Genomic DNA, 16,107 nt, shown 5'->3' with positions numbered 1-16,107 from the left:
GGATTTTTACACAGCCACTGGATCGGTCAACCGATCCTTAACTGATCGGCATTACCTCCAATGGAGATGGTTTTTTACTCATGATGAGCCATTACTTATTCGGACGCATTGCCGGGAAGAGAATGACGTCACGGATGGTGTGGCTGTTGGTAAACAGCATCACCATGCGGTCGATACCAATACCCAGTCCCGCCGTTGGCGGCAACCCGTGTTCCAGCGCCGTTACGTAATCTTCATCGTAGAACATCGCTTCGTCGTCACCCGCGTCTTTCGCACTCACCTGCTGTGCAAAACGTTCCGCCTGGTCTTCTGCATCATTCAACTCAGAGAAACCATTACCGATTTCACGGCCACCGATAAAGAACTCAAAGCGGTCGGTAATTTCCGGGTTCTGATCGTTACGACGCGCCAGCGGCGACACTTCTGCCGGATATTCAGTAATGAAGGTCGGCTGGATCAGATTACTTTCCGCCGTTTCTTCAAAGATTTCAGTCACAATACGACCCAATCCCCAACTCTTCTCGATCTTGATGCCCAGTGATTCGGCAATCGCCGTCGCTTTAGCCAGATCGTCCAAATCGTCAACGTTGGTTTCCGGACGGTATTTACAGATAGCTTCCCGCATCGTCAGCTTTTCAAACGGCTTACCGAAATCAAACGTCTGATCGCCGTATTCCACCGTGGTGGAGCCCAGCACATCCTGTGTCAATGTGCGGAACAGGTTTTCTGTCAACACGATCAAATCTTTATAATCGGCATAGGCCATATAAAGTTCCATCATGGTGAATTCCGGATTATGGCGCGGAGATACCCCTTCGTTACGGAAGTTACGGTTAATTTCGAAGACGCGTTCAAAACCGCCAACAACCAGACGTTTCAGGTACAGTTCCGGCGCAATACGAAGATACATATCGATATCCAGCGCATTGTGGTGCGTCACAAACGGACGTGCTGACGCTCCGCCAGGGATCACCTGCATCATTGGCGTTTCTACTTCCATAAACCCGTTGCCCACCATGAAGCTGCGGATTGCCGCCATGACTTTCGAACGAATACGGAAGGTATGACGAGATTCCTCATTGGCGATCAGATCCAGGTAACGCTGACGATAGCGAGTCTCCTGATCGGCCAGACCGTGGAATTTATCCGGCAGTGGGCGCAACGCTTTGGTCAACAAACGCAACTCAGTACAATGAATGGAAAGCTCACCGGTCTTGGTTTTAAACAGTTTACCTTTCGCGCCCAGAATATCGCCGAGATCCCATTTTTTAAACTGCTCGTTGTAAATCCCTTCGGCCAGATCGTCGCGAGCAACATACAGTTGGATGCAGCCACCGACATCCTGCAACGTCACAAAAGAAGCTTTACCCATGATACGGCAGGTCATCATACGACCAGCCACGGTCACTTCAATATTCAGCGCTTCCAGCTCTTCATTTTCTTTATCGCCATAAGCTGCATGCAACAGATCTGACGTGCTGTCACGACGGAAATCATTCGGAAAGGCGATGCCCTTTTCACGTAGCAATGCCAGTTTTTCACGACGAGCGTTCAGTTCATTGTTGAGCTTCAGAGCACGATCGGCACCCTGTGATTGTGATTCAGCCATGTGAATTCTTATAACCCCGCTTTTAAACTTGCTTCAATAAATTTATCCAGATCGCCATCCAGTACAGCCTGGGTGTTGCGTGTTTCCACCCCGGTACGCAGATCTTTAATGCGCGAATCATCCAGCACATAAGAGCGGATCTGGCTTCCCCAGCCGATATCTGACTTATTATCTTCCATCACCTGCTTCTCAGCATTTTTCTTTTGCATCTCAAACTCATACAGCTTCGCTTTGAGCTGTTTCATCGCTTGATCTTTGTTTTTGTGCTGGGAACGGTCATTCTGACACTGTGTAACAATGTTCGTTGGAATATGGGTAATACGCACCGCAGATTCCGTCCGGTTAACGTGCTGACCACCGGCGCCGGATGCGCGATAAACGTCAATACGCAGGTCGGCAGGATTGATTTCGATATCGATGTCGTCATCAACTTCAGGATAAACAAAAGCAGAGCTGAATGACGTATGACGACGACCACCTGAATCGAATGGGCTCTTACGAACCAGACGATGTACGCCCGTTTCAGTACGTAACCAACCAAACGCATAATCACCAATAATCTTGATGGTAGCGGACTTCGTCCCCGCGACTTCACCATCTGATTCTTCGATAATTTCGGTTTTGAAACCTTTAGCTTCCGCCCAGCGCAGATACATACGAACCAGCATGCTGGCCCAGTCCTGTGCTTCGGTGCCGCCAGAACCCGCCTGAATATCCAGATAGCAATCCGCGCTATCATACTCACCAGAAAACATACGACGAAATTCAAGCTGGGCTAATTTATTCTCCAGCACATCCAATTCGACGCTGGTTTCATTAAATGTGTCTTCATCATCTTCTTCCACCGCCAATTCGAGCAGACCGGCAACATCTTCCAGTCCTTGCGTCATTTGGTCGATAGTATCAACGATGGCTTCCAGTGAAGAACGTTCCTTACCCAGCGCCTGCGCACGTTCTGGTTCATTCCAGACGTCGGGCTGTTCGAGTTCAGCGTTTACTTCTTCAAGGCGTTCTTTCTTGGCATCATAGTCAAAGATACCCCCTAAGAACGGCGGTACGTTCAGACAGGTCCTGAATACGGTTTTTTACCGGATTGATTTCAAACATGATTTTTAGAATCTTACGTTAAGTCGTCAAGGACGGAATACTTTCAAACCGTCTATTCTAACGGATTAAGGCATGGGTTTATATACCCTTCCGCTTCCAAGTTACACGGGCCATAAATGCTGGATCAACAGTTGAACCGAGCGTTTACCCCGAAATTCGTTCACGTCCAGCTTATAGGCCAACTCCGCTGCGCGTACGCTGCTATCCGGCCAGATTCGCGTATCAACGTTAAAGGCGATACCATCCAGCAACGGCCCACCGTTAACTGGCTCTACCATCACTTTCAGATGACGTTCACCCACCAGTTTTTGTTGCAGGATACGGAAATGACCATCAAACGTCGGCTCTGGAAATGACTGTCCCCACGGCCCGGCATCTCGTAACATTTCGGCCGTTGATAAACACAGTTCCGGCAACGCCAGTTCGCCATCAGACCAAATGACGCCTTCTAGTTGAGACGCATCCAGCCAGTCTCCCACCAGTTCGCCAAAACGCTGGCGAAAAATATCGAACTGATCTTCCATCAGTGATAACCCAGCGGCCATAGCATGACCACCAAATTTCAGCATCATCCCTGGATATAACGTATCCAATCTTTCCAATGCATCACGCAAGTGCAGGCCCGCGATGGAGCGCCCTGAACCTTTAAGTATCCCCTCACCGGCTGGCGCAAAAGCAATCACCGGTCGGTGAAAACGCTCTTTAATCCGTGAGGCCAGAATACCCACCACTCCCTGATGCCATTCCGGATGATACATCGCCAGACCGTAAGGTAATGCGTCGCGACTCTTTTCTAACGTCTCACAGAGCCGTAACGCTTCAACCTGCATACCTTGCTCTATTTCACGGCGATCCTGATTCAACGCATCCAACTCATTGGCTAGCATACGAGATTGGATAATGTTGTCACTGAGTAACAACTCAACCCCTACCGTCATATCATCCAGTCGCCCGGCGGCGTTGAGTCGTGGGCCTAATGCAAAACCCAGATCGCTGGCGACGAGTTGGCTGGCATCTCGGTTCGCAACCTCCAGCAACGCCTTAATCCCAGGCCGACAAACACCAGCACGAATACGCCCCAGCCCCTGCGCCACTAAGATACGGTTATTCGCATCCAGCGGCACCACATCCGCCACCGTGCCTAACGCGACCAAATCCAGCAATTCAGCCAAATTCGGCTCAGCTAATGTGTTTGCAGCAAACCAACCGGTTTCTCGCAACCGAGCCCGTAGTGCCATCATCAGATAAAACGCTACGCCCACGCCCGCAAGCGCTTTAGAAGGGAATGAACAATCTGATAAATTTGGATTAATCATCGCATCTGCGTCAGGCAAGGTTTCACCTGGCAAATGGTGATCGGTGACCAACACCGCGATACCTCGTCGGTGCGCATCATCCACGCCAGCATGAGAGGAAATACCGTTATCTACCGTGACGATAACGTCAGCCCCTAGCGATGCCGCCTGTGCAACTACTTCCGGGCTAAGCCCATAGCCATCTTCAAAACGATTCGGCACCAGATACTTAACGTTAGTGCCGCCCATACTACGCAAAGCTAACACCGTTAGCGCGGTACTCGTGGCACCGTCAGCATCAAAATCCCCGACGATCACAATACAGCGCTTATCTGCTAGCGCCTGTTGCAGAAAATCAACGGCTTTTTCGATACCGCTCAGCAAGCGATAATCAAGCAACCCCCTCAGACTTCGTTCCAGTTCCTGCGCGGCCTTAATACCTCGTTGGGCATACAACCGCCGTAACAACGGCGGTACCGTTGCCGGTAAATCACTATCCTCCGCCAATGGACGACGGCGGAGTTGGGTTATCAGTTCCACGCTACATCAACCGCCTGTTTTCAACGATGCCTGATGTGCATCCAACATCGCCAACATCTCTTTTGGCCCCTGGTAACCAGGAACAACCATACCATTTTCCAGCACGATGGCTGGCGTACCCTGTACGCCAAACTGCACACCAAGCTGATAATGCGCGGCAATGTTGGTTTTACAGGTAGCCGGTGAAATTTCTTCGCCTTTCAACGCATCATCAAACGCTTTGTTGCGGTTCGCGGTACACCAGATGGACTGCATGTCCTTTTCCGTCTGCGAATTCAGCCCCTGACGCGGGAAGGCCAGATAACGCACGGTAATACCCAGTGCGTTATAGTCTTTCATTTGCTCATGCAATTTATGGCAATAGCCACAGGTGATATCGGTAAAGACCGTAATAACATGCTTTTCCTGTGCCGCTTTATAGACGATCATTTGATCCTGTAAAGCGTCCATTTTTCCTTTCAGGATAGCGTTGGTCACGTTAACCGGCATTTTCCCGCTCACATCGTAAAGCGGCCCCTGGATAAGATGTTTACCATCCTCGCTCACATAAAACACACCGCTATCCGTCAATACTGTTTTCATACCTGCGACTGGCGCAGGTTGAATTTCCGCATCCTGCATACCCAGACGGGTTAACGTCTGTTTTATCGCCGTATCGTCAGCGTGAGCGAAACCCGTCACCGTGGCTGCCAGCAGGGAAAGCAGTAAAAAACTCTTTTTCATCTCATCAATCCTGTTTCGGTTTATTTTCCAACACGGCGTATCGTTATTGGGCGTGGTTTGTCGAGGGAGAGAACAAGCCACAAAAAGTCGTCATGCCCGCGGATGATGCCGCTGATGGAGCTGTTTCAGACGCTCCGTTGCAACATGGGTATAGATCTGGGTAGTGGAAAGATCGCTGTGCCCGAGCAGCATCTGTACCACCCGTAAATCCGCGCCGTGGTTCAATAAATGTGTCGCGAATGCATGTCGCAGTACGTGCGGTGATAGCTTTTCACTGTCAATCGATGCCAGCATCGCATAGTGTTTAATACGATGCCAGAACGTCTGACGCGTCATCTGCTTTGCACGGTTGCTGGGGAACAGTACATCCAGCGTTTGTCCATTGAGCAACCATGGTCGACCATACTCAAGATAGTGCTCAATCCAATACACCGCTTCTTCCCCCAGCGGAACCAGACGTTCTTTATTTCCCTTACCAATCACTCGCACCACACCCTGACGCAGGCTAACATCGCTGATGGTCAGCCCCACCAACTCCGAAACGCGCAGCCCCGTGGCATACAATACTTCGAGCATCGCTTTATCTCGTAGTTCCAGCGGTTGCTCGACATCAGGTGCCTTCAGTAAGGCATCGACCTGCGCTTCACTCAGATCTTTTGGTAAACGCTGCGGTAATTTTGGCGACGACAACACCGCGCTGGGGTCATCGTTTCGGATCTTTTCCCGATAAAGATACTGAAACAAGCGACGCATCGCACTTAACAGACGCGCTGAGCTGGTGGCTTTATATCCCCCCTCAACGCGTTCAGCCAAAAAGGATTGCAGGTCAATCGCCTGTGCGCGCAGCAAATCATTATCATGATGCGCCAACCAATCTGCCAATGCGCGTAAATCCAACCGATACGAGGCTAACGTATTTTCAGCCAGATTGCGCTCCAGCCATAGTGCATCAAGAAATTGCTCTATCAATGCCTCATCCGGTGCGTACATATCGGTGTCCTCTTCCCGCGAACCGCCCTCATTATGCCTGAACGACCCATCAATCATGAATTATTCCGCACAATCTCACATATTCCGCGATCAACAACATCGCCATAACATTCTCCGGAAAAAATGGAACCTTGACACATTATATTTTCCGTATTGTCCGTATGTCGATACAGGCGTCTCAGCGCCTTGTCCCGACACCGATCCCTGTCGTCCAATCAGCGTTGAAAAGCCCATTTTTCTGTGCGTAGAATGCGCGTTCGTGTTGTTAAAATAAAGAAACATTATGCAAGCCACCATCACTTCAACGCTCAACGCAGAGGCCGATGTTCAACCAGTGAATTCACGGGGTAAAGTGATTATTGCTTCGCTGGTTGGTACTGCCATTGAGTTTTTCGATTTCTATATCTACGCCACCGCTGCCGTGCTGGTGTTTCCCCATATTTTCTTCCCGCAGGGCGATCCTACGGCAGCCACATTACAATCGCTGGCCACCTTTGCCATCGCCTTCGTTGCTCGCCCGATTGGTTCTGCGCTCTTTGGTCATTTTGGCGATCGCGTCGGACGTAAAGTCACGCTGGTTGCCTCATTGCTGACCATGGGGGTTTCTACGGTGCTCATTGGGTTATTACCGAGTTACGAAACCATCGGCATTCTTGCCCCAATTTTATTGGCCTTAGCTCGTTTCGGTCAGGGATTAGGATTGGGAGGAGAATGGGGCGGCGCGGCACTGTTAGCAACAGAGAATGCCCCCGCTCACAAACGCGCACTATATGGATCGTTCCCCCAACTTGGTGCGCCGATCGGTTTCTTCTTCGCCAACGGTACGTTCCTGTTGCTGTCCTGGTTACTGACGGATGAGCAATTCATGTCATGGGGATGGCGTGTCCCCTTCATCGCCTCCGCAGTACTGGTGCTGATTGGTTTGTACGTCCGGGTTTCTCTGCATGAAGCGCCGGTATTTACCAAAGCGGTCAAGGCAGGTAAACAGGTTCGCATCCCGATGGGAACATTGCTCAGCAAGCATCTGAAAGCCACCGTCCTTGGCACGTTTATCATGCTGGCGACCTACACGCTGTTCTATATCATGACCGTATATTCCATGACATACGGCACCAAGCCCATTCCAGATGGACTGGGCTTCTCACGCAACAGCTTTTTGTGGATGTTGATGGTTGCCGTTATTGGTTTCGGCCTGATGATTCCTGTAGCCGGCTATCTGGCCGATGCATTCGGTCGCCGCAAGACCATGATCGTCGTAACCTGTATCATGCTGGTATTTTCTATGCTGTTCCCTTCCCTATTGGGATCGGGAAACCAAGCGCTGGTTATGGGCTTTCTGGTGCTTGGCTTAAGCCTGATGGGGTTGACCTTCGGTCCGATGGGCGCACTATTACCTGAACTGTTCCCGACAGAAGTCCGTTATACGGGAGCCTCGTTCTCTTATAACGTGTCATCTATTCTTGGCGCATCCGTTGCACCTTATATTGCAGCCTGGCTCACCGCGAATTACGGCCTGTTTTACGTCGGCGTTTATTTGGCAGCAATGGCATCGCTGACGCTGCTATCCTTGCTGGCAACCAAAGAGACACGTCATCAGTCACTGGGATAAATACGCGTTACGGTAGGCTGGAGACCACATTGACCGATGACAGGGTTGGTAGGTCCATCGGTAAAACCAGGTTTATCGGGTAAAAAAAGGACCGCTACAGCGGTCCTTTTTCATACATAGCGACTCAGTGAATCGGCTTATTCTGCAACCGGAATCACAGCACCTTTGTATTTCTCACGAATGAAATCCTGGATAGCGCTGGAATGCAGGACTTTCACCAGAGCAACAATTTCCGGCTTAGTCTCATCACCTTTGTGTACCGTAATGATGTTGGCATACGGATTATTTTCGCCACTTTCCACAGCAATGGGATCTTTGGTCGGATTCAGCCCTGCGTCGATCGCATAGTTGGCATTAATGACCACGGCATCGCCTTCGTCGTTGTTGTACATCTGTGGCAGCAGAGCACCTTCAACATTAGCCAGGAATTTCAATTTTTTCGGGTTTTCCACCACATCGGCAATGCGGGCATTGACCTTGTTGATACCAGGTTTCAGTTTAATGACGCCTTCACGTTCAAAAATCGACAGAATACGCCCTTCTTCCGCTACCGCGTCACGCATAATAATGCGGCCATTCTGCGGCAACTCTTGCAGACTTTTATATTTTTTGGAGTAAATACCAATCGGCTCAATATGAATTGCGCCGGCACTGACAAAATCATAACTTTTGTCGTTGGCATGATCTTTCAACACGGATTCCAGATAAGGAATGTGCTGGAAGTAGTTAGCATCAATATCGCGGCTTGCCAATGCCGTATTAGGCAGAATGTAATCCTGGAATCGTTTAATCTCCAGGTTGATACCTTCTTGTTTCAGGATAGGTTGCGCCTGTTCAAGAATTTCTGCGTGCGGGACGTTTGACGCGCCAACCACCAGCTTAGTTTCTGCGGCTGCACCGAAAGAGGCCAATGCGGTTAAGGAAGCAAATGCCATCATCATGAGCTGTTTTTTCATCATCATTTTTCCTGTTATTAACGTTTATCAAGTGTTGTAGTGATAACATCGCCGATGAACTGGATGACAAACACGATGAGCAAAATCGTCAATGTCGCAACCAGCGTCACGTCGCCGTGATTACGTTGAAAACCTTCCAGATACGCCAGGTTTCCCAATCCTCCCGCGCCGATAACTCCTGCCATGGCGGTATAGCTCACCAAAGCAATCAGCGTCACCGTGATACCGGAAACCAACGCAGGTGAAGATTCCGGCAGCAAAACGCGAAAGATCAGCGTATGCGTTTTCGCCCCCATTGAACGTGCTGCTTCAATAACGCCTTTATCCACTTCACGCAGGGCAATTTCGACCAGACGTGCATAGAAAGGCGCAGCACCAATAATCAACGCAGGCAAAGCGGCATTCGCACCTAAAATCGTCCCGACTAACGTTTTGGTAAACGGAATCAATAGAACGATTAAAATAATGAATGGAATGGAACGGAAAATATTGACCAGCGCGGAAACCAATAGGTAAATCGGCCGGTTCTGCAATAATTGTCCCTTCGATGTCAAAAACAGGATGACGCCAAGCATAATCCCCAGGATCAGCGTCGCCAGCCCGGCAACCCCCGTCATGTATAACGTTTCCCAGGTTGCATCCAATAGTTGATCGGTTCTCAGGTGAGGAAATAAGGACTCAAGCATGTTTAATCACCTCAACCGCAATATCGCGCTGTTGCAAAAAATCCAACACATGAGTCGTTTTCTGTTCATCACCTTCAATATGAATGTACAGCTCACCAAATGAGCCATTCAGCGTATGGCTCATTTGACCATGCAGAATATTGATGGTCAGGTGATAGGTTTGAATCACTTCGGAAATGATTGCCTGATGCGTTTGCTGACCAACAAACGTCAACTTGAGCACCGCACCAGAGAGGTGCTCCGTCAGTAGCGGGTTAAAATGCGCATCCGTTTCCTGATATTGCCCTACCTGTTTAACAAATTGCCGCGTAATCGCCTGCTGTGGTCGGACAAAAACGTCCAACACCGGGCCTTCTTCTACAATGCGACCATTTTCCATGACCGCTACCCGATGGCAGATTTTACGTACCACGTGCATTTCATGGGTAATCAGCACAATCGTAAGATTCAGCTTGCGATTAATATCCAGCAGTAATTCGAGGATGGCATCCGTGGTTTGCGGATCCAACGCCGAAGTAGCCTCATCGCACAGCAAAACGCTGGGGTTGTTAGCCAGCGCACGGGCAATACCAACACGCTGCTTCTGTCCACCGCTTAACTGCGAAGGATAAGCGTCTTCACGACCTTGCAAACCAACCAGCGCGATCAACTCCGCCACACGCTGTGCGATCCGCGCTTTAGGCGCACCGGCAATCTGCAAAGCAAAAGCAATATTCTGACTAACGGTACGTGACCACAGCAGATTAAAATGCTGAAATATCATGCTAATTTTTAATCGAGCCTGACGCAGTTCATCAGCGCTGGCACGGGCAATATCAAACCCATTCACAACAATGCTGCCACTCGTCGGCGTTTCCAGACCGTTCAGCAATCGGATCAGCGTGCTCTTGCCTGCACCGCTATAACCAATAATGCCGTAAATCTGACCTTGTTCAACGGTGAGGTTCACACCGTCTACGGCAACGATACGGCCCTGCGAGCTATCAAAAATTTTATCTACGTCCGAAAGAACGATCATAGCGAAATGATCCTTATACTTACTTCTTGCCACCTGAACGATTTACCCCACCCGGCCGGGTAGATGGAGCCATCAGGTTGACGATTTCATGAAAATACGAGTTATCGTATCGGGAGTCGATATAGGCCGGAAGAATGTATAATACATTACTTATATATATTTGTTATATACCACTAAGTTTAAAGGTAGCCAATGCACAAGTAACTTGAAGTATGACGGGAATATCACGTCCTGCTTCCCCTCTCTGCACTACCACAACTTGTGGTATTCTCATCGCCATTGGTTTCAAAAGCGCTTTCCTATATATGAAAATTGGTCTGTTTTACGGCTCAAGCACCTGCTATACCGAAATGGCAGCGGAGAAAATTCGCGATATTCTGGGCGAAGATCTGGTGGATTTGCACAACGTCAAAGATGTTGATCCACAGAAAATGGAAGATTACAGCATCCTGATTTTAGGTATTCCGACTTGGGATTTCGGCGAACTTCAGGAAGACTGGGAAAATGTCTGGGGACAGCTTGCCACCTTGAATCTCAATGGCAAAATCGTGGCGCTTTATGGTATGGGTGACCAACTCGGCTATGGCGAATGGTTCCTTGACGCGCTGGGCATGCTACACGATCAGTTACGCCCTTTAGGGGTGAAATTTATCGGTTATTGGCCAATCGCAGGCTACGAGTTTACCAGCCCCAAACCGCTGACCGCCGATGGTAAACAATTTGTCGGTTTGGCATTGGATGAAGTTAATCAATACGATCTGAGCGATGAGAGAATTGAGCAGTGGTGCGAACAGATTTTACTGGAAATGGCCCCTCTGCTGTGAAAATGGATTGATACCCGGCAAACGGGTATCAATTATGACCATGTCTGGCTTAGCGCCGCTGTAACCACCGGGCACGGGCTGAGCCATCAAAAAAACTCCACGCAACAAAACGACTCTGCTTCTGCCCTTGCGCCATATTGATGGTTCTGACCTTTTTCGCGCCGACCGCCTCCAGCGCTCGGTACAATTCAGGTAAGTTTTCCTTACGTGAAACCAATGAAGTAAACCACAGGCATTGCCGTGCAAAACTGGCGCTTTCCCGGATCATCTGACCGATAAACGCCGCCTCACCGCCTTCGCACCAGAGTTCGTTCTGTTGTCCTCCAAAATTAAGCGGAGAATGCTTATCCAGCCCCAGATTATGCAGCTTACGCTGCGAGCCTTGGCGCGCCTGATCAGCGGAGGCATGGAAAGGCGGATTACAAAGCACGGCATCAAAGGTGTCATTTTTATGGATAATGCCGCTCAGGATAGCCTTGCTATCCTTCTGACGCCGCAAACGAATGGCGCGATTTAAACCAGGGTTAGCCTCTATCGTGGCATTCGCGGCCTGCATCGCCTGCGAATTGATTTCACTCCCCGTAAAACGCCAACCGTATTCACGGTGTCCAATCAGTGGATAAATGCAATTCGCACCGCAGCCGACATCCAGCAAAGACGCGTCACGCGGTATAACGGCACGATTATCCTCTGCGAGCAGATCGGCAAGATAGTGAATATAATCCGCTCGCCCAGGAACGGGCGGGCAAAGAAACCCATCCGGTATCGTCCAGTTTTCAATCTGATAAAAATGGCGGAGTAATGCCTGATTCAACACTTTCACCGCGTCAGGATCGGCAAAATCCACAGATTCATCGCCATGAGGATTCATTTTCACGAACGGTAGCAGCGCCGGGTGGCTCTGTTTTAATGCTGTAAAATCATAACGCCCACGGTGGCGGTTACGCGGGTGCAGCCTATTTTTTAGGGACACATCATCTCTCGGGGACGCGTTATTTTTTGGGGACGAGTTAGGGTTCGTCGGGGATGTCATCAGCTTATCTCTCATTAAACAGCGCGTAAGATACCTGCTGCGGCAATCCCCGTAAATCATCGCGGTGATTTTTTCTATTACGCTACCTGACCCAACCTTTATGCTGTAACAGCAGTTGGCGTAAATGACGCCATTCGTCATTTCCCATGCTATCCGACGCGAGCCACAATCGCTGCTGCCCTTTTCCATCAGACGCTTTTAGCGAAAGCAAAATGCCATTTTTCAGCATCCAGGGACGCTTGACGATCTGCCATTCCTGCTGCTGCCAGCGCAGGTTTGTCTCGCTGTGCAGCAAAATTTCCCCTTGCCGGGATTTAATATTGCGTTGGCTGCGAATAAAACCAAACACCACAAACGTGACCAATCCCAGCCAGAGTACCGCATAGCCATCAGGCCAAGGCGCCAGCAGTATCAGCAACACAAATAGCCCATGCACAATCAGTGACAAAAGCTGCATACGCCAGGAAACACGAATATCACATTGCCACTGGGCCACGATCTTTATTTCGCGTCTGGATAAGGGAAACCATACGTTTTAACGCTTGGTCCTGGGGCTCGCCGTGATTCATCAACCAGTTAAACAAATCGGGATCGTCGCATTGCAGCAAACGCACAAACGTCCGTTTGTCGTCATCACTCAACGCGTCATACTCATGCTCAAAAAAAGGCATAATAGAAATATCCAATTCACGCATGCCGCGACGGCACGCCCAGTGAATCCGTGACTTATTATCGATTTCCATACGTTATATCCACCTTGCTATCGATACTTGCCGTTAGTGTAACCCGATTTCCGCAACAGGTATTCAACTAATAGTAACACTTTGACATATTTTACCACGGCATTGACGCCGCCTTCCCGGCAGAATCTCACGCGTGTTCGCACAATAACCACTTGCAAAGCTTCGCCGCTATTTTACCATTAGGCCATTCGCATATCGCACCCAAGCAGGATTGTAATATGGCTCACCAATTTCCTTTTGCATCAAAAGCCCCACTCGCTTCAGGCCAACTTCCCGCCACGCTCATGTCTCTGGATGACTGGGCGCTAGTCACGCTAACAGGCCCGGACACCATTAAATACCTGCAAGGCCAGGTGACCGCTGATGTTGCCGCACTCCCCGCCGATCAGCACATTCTTTGCGCACACTGCGATGCCAAAGGCAAAATGTGGAGCAACCTGCGCCTTTTTCAACATAACGATGGCTTCGCCTTTATTGAACGCCGCAATTTGCGCGATACCCAACTCAGCGAGCTGAAAAAATATGCCGTTTTTTCGAAAACGACGATAACGGCAGATGATCATGTCATTTTATTGGGCGCGGCCGGCGATCAGATCCGCTCGCTATTATCTTCCGTATTCAGCACGCTGCCGGATGCCGAACATCCGCTCGTTCAATCCGAAGGCGCAACCTTCCTGCATTTTTCCCTTCCGACAGAACGCTTCCTGCTGGTCCTGACACCAGAGCAATGCGCGTTATTGCTCGAACAACTTGCAGGGAAAATAGCGTTAAATGATAGCCGCCAATGGCTGGCGCTGGATATCGAATCCGGCTTGCCGATTATTGACAGCGCAAACAGTGCACAGTTCATCCCTCAGGCGACCAATTTACAGGCATTAAAGGGGATTAGCTTCAGCAAAGGGTGCTATGCAGGACAAGAGATGGTAGCCAGAGCCAAATATCGTGGTGCCAATAAACGAGCACTCTATTGGCTGGCTGGTAAGGCTAGTCGTGTACCGGAAGCCGGGGACGATCTGGAACTGCAATTGGGCGAAAACTGGCGGCGCACCGGTACGGTACTGGCTGCCTCGCGCCTACAGGACGAAAGCGTGTGGGTTCAGGTAGTGATGAATAACGATTTGGAAGCCGATAGTCTGCTGCGCGTTAGAGAAGATGCCGATAGCCAATTGAGGATCCAAGCGCTTCCTTATGAAATAACGGATTAAACATCGTACTATCGCTTAACGAGATGAAGGTGCCGCATCAGCGGCATCATTTTTGCCGAAAGCCAGAGGCGAAAAGCGCTCAACGTTACACATACAGATAAATCGCCAGAAAATGGCACACGCTGCCGCCCAATACAAAACCATGCCAGATGGCGTGATTATAGGGGATCCGTTTGCAGGCGTAGAAGATAACTCCCAGTGAGTAAACAATCCCGCCAACCGCCAATAACGTTACGCCAGCAATAGAAAGCGTTATGACCAATTGGTAAATCACCACCAGCGACAACCACCCCATCACCAGATAGGTGATCAGTGAAAGCACCTCAAAGCGATGAGCGAAAGCCAGTTTAAAAATGACACCTAGCAGCGCCATGCTCCAAATCACCACCATTAGACCATCCGCCAAGGGTGAATCCAGACCAACAAGCAGAAACGGCGTATAGGTTCCCGCGATCAACACATAGATCGCACAGTGATCAAATTTCTTCAGCCAGGGTTTGATCCGTGGGGAAGGGATAGCGTGATACAACGTTGAGGCGAGAAACAGCAGGATAATGCTACCGCCATAGAGACTATAGCTGGTGATTGCAATACTATTCGCGTTGTTGTTTACCGCCTGAATCAGCAACAGGACCAGCCCTACGATACCAAAAACAAAGCCTATTCCATGGCTTACGCTATTTGCGATTTCCTCTGCCAGCGAATATTCCGGCGTCTGTATACGTTTTGACATAGTGACCTTTATAAGCTTGCAGGCAATTCCATTAATACGGCCTTCATACCCATCGTGTGAAAGAGAAAAGACACATTGCTTCATGCCAATGTTTAACCTTTGAGCAGCATAACCGAGAATAATTTCAGAGTACACGTGTAAGCTAAAATAATTACACGGCATCCGTTTCTACCGTAATCAGTCATGTAAATTTCCGATGACTTCCCCTACAATGACCGGCTTCGATACCCGTCATCTTTCCCGTTGCAGGTTGATGACCTGCCCTGCACCTCGAAATCTACCTGGGTATAGGTATGTCCATTTTTGAAAGGCTCTGTCGTTTTTACTGACTCCACGCTCATGGCTATCCGGTTTTAACGTTCGTGCCTTTCCTTCAGTTTTAACTGCAAAAGGTGGTTTCCATGTCGTCAACGCCGTCCCTTCTTCATTTCGGTTCACTTACCGACGTTATCGGTTTTTTGATGGAAATTGATAAATTGAAGTGCGTTCAGCGCCGTTCAAAAATCATCGGTAGCGAACGTCATGAAGACTCTGCCGAACACAGTTGGCATTTTGCCGTCGCCGCGATGGCACTGGCTCCTTACGCGGGTGAAGGAGTAGATATTCAGCGCGTGATCCAGATGGCGCTCATCCATGACATCGTTGAAATCGATGCGGGCGACGTGATGGTTTATGATCTTTCCGCCCGGCTTGCCATTCACGACCAAGAAGTAGCGGCTGCCGGACGTATTTTCGGGCTGTTACCCGAACCCCAGTGCCAGCAATTTCACGATCTCTGGCTGGAATATGAGGCAGGGGAAACCGCCAACGCACAGTTTGCTCTGATGCTCGATCGCATCATGCCAATCCTGATGAATTTGCATAACGATGGTCAGAGTTGGATAGAAAATGGTATCCGTCTGGAACAGGTGTTAGGTCGTGCCGACTTCATCGCCAAGATTAATCCTGAACTGTGGCAATACCTGAAACAGCATCTGGAAGAGGCGAAAGCCAAAGGGTGGTTATTGTAAAAAAGCAGGATCGTGACACTCCCCGG

General features: G+C 49.6%; 16 protein-coding genes. 4 read left to right on the top strand and 12 right to left on the bottom strand.

The features are described from left to right. Positions 1-91: 91 nt before the first annotated feature. The 5 genes from lysS to xerD form a co-directional block, all read right to left on the bottom strand. Complete coding sequence (gene lysS, locus ACKPVM_RS15555) at positions 92-1,609, bottom strand: lysine--tRNA ligase (protein WP_409310402.1); 1,518 nt, start codon at positions 1,607-1,609, stop codon at positions 92-94. Positions 1,610-1,617: 8 nt separating this feature from the next. Further along, positions 1,618-2,716, bottom strand: a protein-coding gene (gene prfB / locus ACKPVM_RS15550; protein WP_409310400.1) for a peptide chain release factor 2 whose coding sequence is annotated in 2 segments (ribosomal slippage) — positions 1,618-2,640 and positions 2,642-2,716 — 1,098 coding nt in all. Because the reading frame shifts where the segments join, the coding sequence is not laid out codon by codon here. A 101-nt stretch (positions 2,717-2,817) separates the two neighbouring features. Then, the gene (gene recJ / locus ACKPVM_RS15545; protein ID WP_409310398.1) at positions 2,818-4,551 is read right to left on the bottom strand and encodes a single-stranded-DNA-specific exonuclease RecJ; all 1,734 of its coding nucleotides are present in this window, start codon (positions 4,549-4,551) and stop codon (positions 2,818-2,820) included. Positions 4,552-4,557: 6 nt separating this feature from the next. Next, on the bottom strand, positions 4,558-5,274 hold the full coding sequence (gene dsbC / locus ACKPVM_RS15540) for a bifunctional protein-disulfide isomerase/oxidoreductase DsbC (RefSeq protein WP_409310396.1): 717 nt from the start codon (positions 5,272-5,274) through the stop codon (positions 4,558-4,560). 90 nt (positions 5,275-5,364) lie between these two features. Beyond that, positions 5,365-6,264 carry a site-specific tyrosine recombinase XerD gene (gene xerD / locus ACKPVM_RS15535; protein ID WP_409310414.1) on the bottom strand — a complete coding sequence of 300 codons (900 nt, stop codon included), beginning with the start codon at positions 6,262-6,264 and terminating at the stop codon, positions 5,365-5,367. Between the two features lie 283 nt (positions 6,265-6,547). On the opposite strand from xerD, the gene ACKPVM_RS15530 reads away from it, so the two are divergent. Further along, a complete protein-coding gene (locus ACKPVM_RS15530; protein WP_409310394.1) occupies positions 6,548-7,873 on the top strand; it encodes an MFS transporter in 1,326 nt (441 codons plus the stop codon). Between the two features lie 137 nt (positions 7,874-8,010). On the opposite strand, the gene ACKPVM_RS15525 is transcribed toward ACKPVM_RS15530, so the two are convergent. The 3 genes from ACKPVM_RS15525 to ACKPVM_RS15515 are packed head-to-tail and all read right to left on the bottom strand — an operon-like array spanning position 8,011 to position 10,533. Then, positions 8,011-8,829: a MetQ/NlpA family ABC transporter substrate-binding protein gene (locus tag ACKPVM_RS15525; RefSeq protein WP_409310391.1), complete on the bottom strand. Its 819-nt coding sequence runs from the start codon at positions 8,827-8,829 to the stop codon at positions 8,011-8,013. A gap of 17 nt (positions 8,830-8,846) precedes the next feature. Beyond that, positions 8,847-9,515, bottom strand: a complete 669-nt coding sequence (locus ACKPVM_RS15520) for a methionine ABC transporter permease (protein WP_409310389.1) — start codon at positions 9,513-9,515, stop codon at positions 8,847-8,849. Next, positions 9,508-10,533 (bottom strand): methionine ABC transporter ATP-binding protein, encoded by a 1,026-nt coding sequence (locus ACKPVM_RS15515; RefSeq protein WP_409310387.1) that lies wholly within the window; start codon positions 10,531-10,533, stop codon positions 9,508-9,510. The genes ACKPVM_RS15520 and ACKPVM_RS15515 overlap by 8 nt, the downstream gene beginning before the upstream one ends. Positions 10,534-10,838: 305 nt before the next feature. On the opposite strand from ACKPVM_RS15515, the gene fldB reads away from it, so the two are divergent. Further along, positions 10,839-11,357, top strand: a complete 519-nt coding sequence (gene fldB, locus ACKPVM_RS15510; RefSeq protein WP_409310412.1) for a flavodoxin FldB — start codon at positions 10,839-10,841, stop codon at positions 11,355-11,357. 49 nt (positions 11,358-11,406) lie between these two features. Here the strand turns inward: fldB and rlmF are convergent, their stop codons facing one another. The 3 genes from rlmF to sdhE form a co-directional block, all read right to left on the bottom strand. Beyond that, complete coding sequence (rlmF, locus tag ACKPVM_RS15505; RefSeq protein ID WP_409310385.1) at positions 11,407-12,330, bottom strand: 23S rRNA (adenine(1618)-N(6))-methyltransferase RlmF; 924 nt, start codon at positions 12,328-12,330, stop codon at positions 11,407-11,409. Positions 12,331-12,472: 142 nt separating this feature from the next. Beyond that, the gene (locus tag ACKPVM_RS15500; RefSeq protein WP_409310383.1) at positions 12,473-12,886 is read right to left on the bottom strand and encodes a protein YgfX; all 414 of its coding nucleotides are present in this window, start codon (positions 12,884-12,886) and stop codon (positions 12,473-12,475) included. After that, positions 12,867-13,133: an FAD assembly factor SdhE gene (sdhE, locus tag ACKPVM_RS15495; protein ID WP_409310382.1), complete on the bottom strand. Its 267-nt coding sequence runs from the start codon at positions 13,131-13,133 to the stop codon at positions 12,867-12,869. The genes ACKPVM_RS15500 and sdhE overlap by 20 nt, the downstream gene beginning before the upstream one ends. A gap of 218 nt (positions 13,134-13,351) precedes the next feature. On the opposite strand from sdhE, the gene ygfZ reads away from it, so the two are divergent. Then, positions 13,352-14,338, top strand: a complete 987-nt coding sequence (gene ygfZ, locus ACKPVM_RS15490; protein ID WP_409310380.1) for a tRNA-modifying protein YgfZ — start codon at positions 13,352-13,354, stop codon at positions 14,336-14,338. 85 nt (positions 14,339-14,423) lie between these two features. Here ygfZ and trhA read toward each other — a convergent pair whose 3' ends face one another. Beyond that, on the bottom strand, positions 14,424-15,071 hold the full coding sequence (gene trhA / locus ACKPVM_RS15485) for a PAQR family membrane homeostasis protein TrhA (protein ID WP_409310378.1): 648 nt from the start codon (positions 15,069-15,071) through the stop codon (positions 14,424-14,426). Between the two features lie 401 nt (positions 15,072-15,472). Between trhA and ACKPVM_RS15480 the strand changes: the two genes are divergently transcribed. Continuing rightward, positions 15,473-16,081 carry an HD domain-containing protein gene (locus tag ACKPVM_RS15480; RefSeq protein WP_409310376.1) on the top strand — a complete coding sequence of 203 codons (609 nt, stop codon included), beginning with the start codon at positions 15,473-15,475 and terminating at the stop codon, positions 16,079-16,081. Positions 16,082-16,107 lie beyond the last annotated feature (26 nt).

It is taken from the genome of Pectobacterium hainanensis, assembly GCF_046237015.1.
Taxonomy (GTDB): Bacteria; Pseudomonadota; Gammaproteobacteria; order Enterobacterales; family Enterobacteriaceae; genus JBJYIN01.
This window is presented reverse-complemented; position numbering and strand designations above follow the sequence as displayed.

Bases quoted from the DNA above. Each gene is read 5' to 3' on its own strand.
- lysS (WP_409310402.1), bottom strand. From the start codon at position 1,609: ATGGCTGAATCACAATCACAGGGTGCCGATCGTGCTCTGAAGCTCAAC.
- dsbC (WP_409310396.1), bottom strand. From the start codon at position 5,274: ATGAAAAAGAGTTTTTTACTGCTTTCCCTGCTGGCAGCCACGGTGACG.
- xerD (WP_409310414.1), bottom strand. From the start codon at position 6,264: ATGTACGCACCGGATGAGGCATTGATAGAGCAATTTCTTGATGCACTA.
- ACKPVM_RS15530 (WP_409310394.1), top strand. From the start codon at position 6,548: ATGCAAGCCACCATCACTTCAACGCTCAACGCAGAGGCCGATGTTCAA.
- ACKPVM_RS15525 (WP_409310391.1), bottom strand. From the start codon at position 8,829: ATGAAAAAACAGCTCATGATGATGGCATTTGCTTCCTTAACCGCATTG.
- ACKPVM_RS15520 (WP_409310389.1), bottom strand. From the start codon at position 9,515: ATGCTTGAGTCCTTATTTCCTCACCTGAGAACCGATCAACTATTGGAT.
- ACKPVM_RS15515 (WP_409310387.1), bottom strand. From the start codon at position 10,533: ATGATCGTTCTTTCGGACGTAGATAAAATTTTTGATAGCTCGCAGGGC.
- fldB (WP_409310412.1), top strand. From the start codon at position 10,839: ATGAAAATTGGTCTGTTTTACGGCTCAAGCACCTGCTATACCGAAATG.
- sdhE (WP_409310382.1), bottom strand. From the start codon at position 13,133: ATGGAAATCGATAATAAGTCACGGATTCACTGGGCGTGCCGTCGCGGC.
- ygfZ (WP_409310380.1), top strand. From the start codon at position 13,352: ATGGCTCACCAATTTCCTTTTGCATCAAAAGCCCCACTCGCTTCAGGC.
- trhA (WP_409310378.1), bottom strand. From the start codon at position 15,071: ATGTCAAAACGTATACAGACGCCGGAATATTCGCTGGCAGAGGAAATC.
- ACKPVM_RS15480 (WP_409310376.1), top strand. From the start codon at position 15,473: ATGTCGTCAACGCCGTCCCTTCTTCATTTCGGTTCACTTACCGACGTT.